The sequence below is a fragment of the Bacillus cereus group sp. BfR-BA-01381 genome, assembly GCF_022663555.1.
Taxonomy (GTDB): Bacteria; Bacillota; Bacilli; order Bacillales; family Bacillaceae_G; genus Bacillus_A; species Bacillus_A pacificus.
The window spans coordinates 1-5,117 of the sequence record NZ_JAKUFR010000161.1; the positions used below are offsets into that span (position 1 = coordinate 1).

A 5,117-nucleotide genomic window follows, 5' to 3' on the forward strand; every position below is an offset into this window, starting at 1 on the left:
TGACCGTGCTGACCTTGGTGATGATGATGTACATGGTGACCGTGTTGGCCTTGGTGATGGTGATGTACATGATGACCATGAACAGCTTGCGGATAACCACCTACTCCGCCTGCCACAACACCTACTCCCGGTACCGGAAATCCTGTTTGTACTCCTCCAACGAAAGATGGGAATGTAGTTGGTACCCCTACTGGAATTCCTGTCTGTACGCCAGCTACTGATGTTGGAAAGCCTCCTGTTACTGTAGGCATTCCAGCCCCTGATGTCGAAAAGCCCCCCATTAATGTGGGCATTCCAGCCCCTGATGTCGAAAAGCCCCCCATTAATGTGGGCATTCCAGTTTGCATACCAGCTACCGATGTCGGAAAACCTCCTGCTCCTCCGCCCATCCAGCTCGGAATACCACCGTATCCTTGTTGGCCAGCTCCTCCCATTAACATCATTTGTTCATAACTGTCCGAACCACCTCCGAAAAAACCATGTGGTGCATTATTGTCCATCCCTTTCATTCCTTTCACCTCTTCTACTCAATTTAGCCTACCTTTTTTATCATATTTCCTATAGAAAAATAGGTGTTTGTCTGTATGGGAATTCCGCTCTTTTATTTGTACGTAATAGAATAATTGAAAACTTACACTAAGGTAATCCAGAGATTATTTTCTACACAAAAAAAGCTCAGAGTATACATACTCTGAGCTTTTTTTAGAATGAATTAGTTTGCAACAACGTTAACAAGTTTTCCAGGAACTACAATTACTTTACGAACTGTTTTCCCTTCAATTTGGTCTTGAATTGCTTCAAGTGCAAGTTGTTCCATTTCTTCTTTTGATGCGTCTTTACTCATTGTTAGTTTTGCGCGAACTTTACCCATAACTTGAACAACGATTTCAACTTCATCTTCTACAAGTTTAGACTCATCAAATGTTGGCCAGCTTGCATATGTGATTGTTTCATTGTATCCAAGTTTGCTCCATAGCTCTTCCCCGATGTGAGGTGCAACTGGTGCAATCATTTTTACGAAACCTTCTACATATTCTTTCGGAAGTGTTTCAGCTTTGTATGCATCATTGATGAATACCATCATTTGAGAAATCGCTGTGTTGAAGCGAAGCTCTGCATAGTCTTCTGTTACTTTCTTCACTGTTTGGTGGTAAGCTTTTTCAAGCTCTTTATTTGGTGCATCAGTAATTTTCTCACTTAATTCACCGTTATCTTGAACGAATAGACGCCATACGCGGTCTAGGAAACGACGAGCTCCGTCAAGACCATTTTCAGACCAAGCGATTGAAGCATCTAATGGTCCCATGAACATTTCGTATAGACGAAGTGTATCTGCACCGTGGCTTGCTACGATATCATCAGGGTTTACAACGTTACCTTTTGATTTACTCATTTTCTCGTTGTTTTCACCTAGAATCATACCTTGGTTGAATAATTGTTGGAACGGCTCTTTCGTTGGAACTACACCGATATCGTATAATACTTTATGCCAGAAACGAGCATATAGTAAGTGAAGTACAGCGTGCTCTGCTCCGCCGATATAAATATCAACTGGAAGCCATTGTTTTACTTTTTCAGGATCTACAAGTGCTTCGCTATTGTTTGGATCGATGTAACGTAGGTAGTACCAGCAGCTACCAGCCCATTGTGGCATTGTGTTCGTTTCACGACGACCTTTTTTACCAGTCTCCGGATCAACAACATTTACCCACTCGTCAATGTTAGCAAGTGGTGATTCACCTGTACCTGAAGGACGGATGTTGTCTGTTTTCGGAAGAACTAATGGTAATTCTTCTTCTTTTACAGCTGTCATTGTGCCATCTTCCCAGTGAATAACTGGAATTGGCTCACCCCAGTAACGTTGACGGCTGAATAACCAGTCACGTAGACGGTATGTTACTTTTTGATTTCCTGCGCTCGTTACTTCAAGCCATTCAATCATTTTTGCGATTGCTTCTTCTTTATTTAAACCATCAAGGAATGCTGAGTTTACGTGTGCACCATCACCTGTGTATGCTTCTTTCGTAATGTCTCCGCCTTTTACAACTTCCTTCATTGGAAGATTGAACGTTGATGCGAATTCATAGTCACGCTCATCATGAGCTGGAACTGCCATTACAGCACCTGTTCCGTAAGTTGCAAGAACGTAATCAGCGATCCAGATTGGTAATTTCTCACCATTTACTGGGTTAACTGCGTAAGCACCAGTGAATACACCAGTTTTCTCTTTCGCAAGTTCTGTACGCTCTAAATCACTCTTCATTTTTACTGAATTAATGTAAGCTTCTACAGCTTCTTTTTGTTCAGCAGTTGTAATATCAGCAACAAGTGCATGTTCCGGAGCAAGTACACAGTAGCTTGCACCGAATAGTGTATCAGGACGCGTTGTGAAAACTGTGAACTTCTCGTCTGTACCGTCGATGTTGAAGTGTACTTCTGCACCTTCAGAACGACCGATCCAGTTACGTTGCATATCTTTTAAGCTTTCTGGCCAATCAAGCTCATCTAGATCTTCTAATAGACGATCTCCGTAAGCTGTAATTTTTAACATCCACTGTCTCATCGGACGACGCTCAACTGGATGTCCACCGCGCTCACTCTTACCGTCAATGATTTCTTCGTTTGCAAGTACTGTACCAAGTGCTGGGCACCAGTTTACAGGTACTTCATCAACGTAAGCTAAGCCTTTTTCAAATAGTTTTAGGAAGATCCATTGTGTCCACTTGTAGTAGTTTGGATCTGTTGTATTTACTTCACGGTCCCAATCGTAAGAGAAACCTAATGATTTAATTTGGTTACGGAATGTATTAATATTATGCTCTGTAAATTCAGCTGGGCTGTTTCCAGTATCAAGTGCATATTGCTCTGCTGGAAGACCGAATGCATCCCATCCCATTGGATGAAGAACGTTATATCCTTGCATACGCTTCATACGAGATAAAATATCTGTTGCTGTATAACCTTCCGGATGTCCTACGTGTAAGCCTGCACCTGATGGATATGGGAACATATCTAGTGCATAAAATTTTGGTTTTTCTGTCTCATCTGGCGTACGGAATGTTTTATTCTCTTCCCAGTACCCTTGCCACTTCTTCTCAATTTCTTGATGATTAAAGCTCATGAGATACCCTCCTTGAAATTCTATTTATTTTCACCGCCCAAAATACAAAAAACCTCTCATCCCTAGAAAGGGACGAGAGGTTATAGATTCCCGCGGTACCACCCTAAATTAATGTACAAATATACATTCGCTTAGATCCGTAACGTGGATTAACGGCAATTGCTACTATTAGTTTCACAACTGCAACTCAAAGGCGAGTTCATAACGAAACGTGGATTGACTTGCACCGACCGTCAACTCTCTAAACCAGCTTCTATTACTACTACTCCTTCTCACTGTTATTACAAATATGAGTTAAGTGAACTACCCTTCGCTTAGAATCTCTTAAGAGCTTGCTTAAAGCGGGGCTTCTCGGTTAATCGTTACTATGAATAACTAACGAATTCGTCTTACGACAGCCGAGCTATCTCCCTTGTTCCAAAGGTTGTTTTATTTAAATATATTCTAAAACATGTGAACATGTTCCGTCAAACTAAACTGCAATTTTTTCTTCAACTGTTTCTTCTACTTTTACTCGTTTATCATAAATGCTCGTTGCGATAAGCGCTACTACAAGCATTACCATGATTGCTATAAACAATACTTCCATATTATATAAATCAACAATTGCTCCGCCAACGACCGGTCCGAACATTTTCCCTACAGTCGCCGCACTATTTACAACACCTTGATAAAACCCTAACTTATCTTTTGGCGCAAGTATATTTGCAATCGTTGGAACTGCTGGCCATACGAATAACTCACCAATTGTTAATGTTACCATCGCAACAAGGAACATCGTAAATTGCTGCGCTTGACTTAATACAATAAATGAAGCCGCAAAAATGATGATTCCGATCATAATTTGTTGTTTTAAAGAACGCTTCATCCAGCGAATTAGCATACTAACTAGCGGCTGCGCACAAACGATCATCGCTCCGTTTATCGTCCATAATAAACTATAGTGACGAAGGCTAATGTTTAATTCTTGCATATGTGTTGCAATCGCCCCTTGCCACTGTACGTATGTAACCCAGCATAAAGCATATGCTACACATACGATAAGAAGTGCTTTGAATCCAGGTGTAAGCGACCAACCTTTTTTCGTTTCCACTTCTTTTGGTACTCCTGGCTCTTTCTTGTCTTCCATACCACGGAATCCAATAAAAGCAATTAAGAAGAAAACAAAGTATAAAATAAAGTTCGCTAAGAAAATATAATCAAAACGATACGATGCAACTAATCCACCACACGCTGTTCCAATCGCAATACCAACGTTTTGTCCAACATACATCGCATTAAATGCTCGTCTTCCGCCCTCTGGCCAAACCGTACCAACCATCGCATACATCGATGGGAAGACCATTCCAGAACCAAAACCGATTAACGCTAGCCACACAACGTATAAAGGCCAACCGTGGAAGAACACAAGACCTAAAATCGATACGAGTGTAATCACAATCCCTACTAAAGTTGATTTATAACCGCCCCATTTATCAAATAAAACACCGCCGAGCAAGTTTCCGATTACACCAGTAAGCGAGTTGATCATTAATACCATTCCGGCCACAGATAAAGATTTTCCTAGGTGATCATGCAAATAAATTGTATTAAAAGGCCATAAAAAAGAAGCACCCGTGACATTAATAATCATCCCAGCTACTAATAGCCATACTTTCCTTGGCATAGTCTCCCCTCCTATTCTATTTTTTCGTTCATCTATAACAGTAAAATTGTAGTCGTTTTTAAATAGGAAGGCAACTGATTAATAGTTGATGAAATTCAGATAATGGTTTGTCGGTAAATGAAATTATATTGATTGGTGTTTGAAAATATATCGGCGATTATTAAGATATAACGACGATTCTCGAAATATATCAGCGATTATTAAAATATATCGACTTACCGACAAAAAGCGACAGCAGTAACAATTAAAAAAAGAGGAGATTACATGAAGTTCATGCAGCCTCCCCTTATTTATACTATCCAACTTCCTTTTCTCGCTTTGCACGTTCTT

General features: G+C 40.5%; 2 protein-coding genes, 1 pseudogene and 1 other annotated feature. All 3 genes and pseudogenes read right to left on the reverse strand.

Annotated elements, in window-relative coordinates:
- A pseudogene (locus MR079_RS27530) lies at positions 1-509 on the reverse strand (hypothetical protein); the annotation flags it as partial.
- Positions 510-712: 203 nt separating this feature from the next.
- Complete coding sequence (gene leuS / locus MR079_RS27535; RefSeq protein WP_139869805.1) at positions 713-3,121, reverse strand: leucine--tRNA ligase; 2,409 nt, start codon at positions 3,119-3,121, stop codon at positions 713-715.
- Between the two features lie 65 nt (positions 3,122-3,186).
- Positions 3,187-3,406 (reverse strand) — a binding site (T-box leader).
- Positions 3,407-3,593: 187 nt separating this feature from the next.
- On the reverse strand, positions 3,594-4,787 hold the full coding sequence (locus MR079_RS27540) for an MDR family MFS transporter (protein WP_242270060.1): 1,194 nt from the start codon (positions 4,785-4,787) through the stop codon (positions 3,594-3,596).
- Positions 4,788-5,117 lie beyond the last annotated feature (330 nt).

Coding starts and splice junctions, on each gene's coding strand:
- MR079_RS27540 (WP_242270060.1), bottom strand. CDS start 4,787: ATGCCAAGGAAAGTATGGCTATTAGTAGCTGGGATGATTATTAATGTC.
- leuS (WP_139869805.1), bottom strand. CDS start 3,121: ATGAGCTTTAATCATCAAGAAATTGAGAAGAAGTGGCAAGGGTACTGG.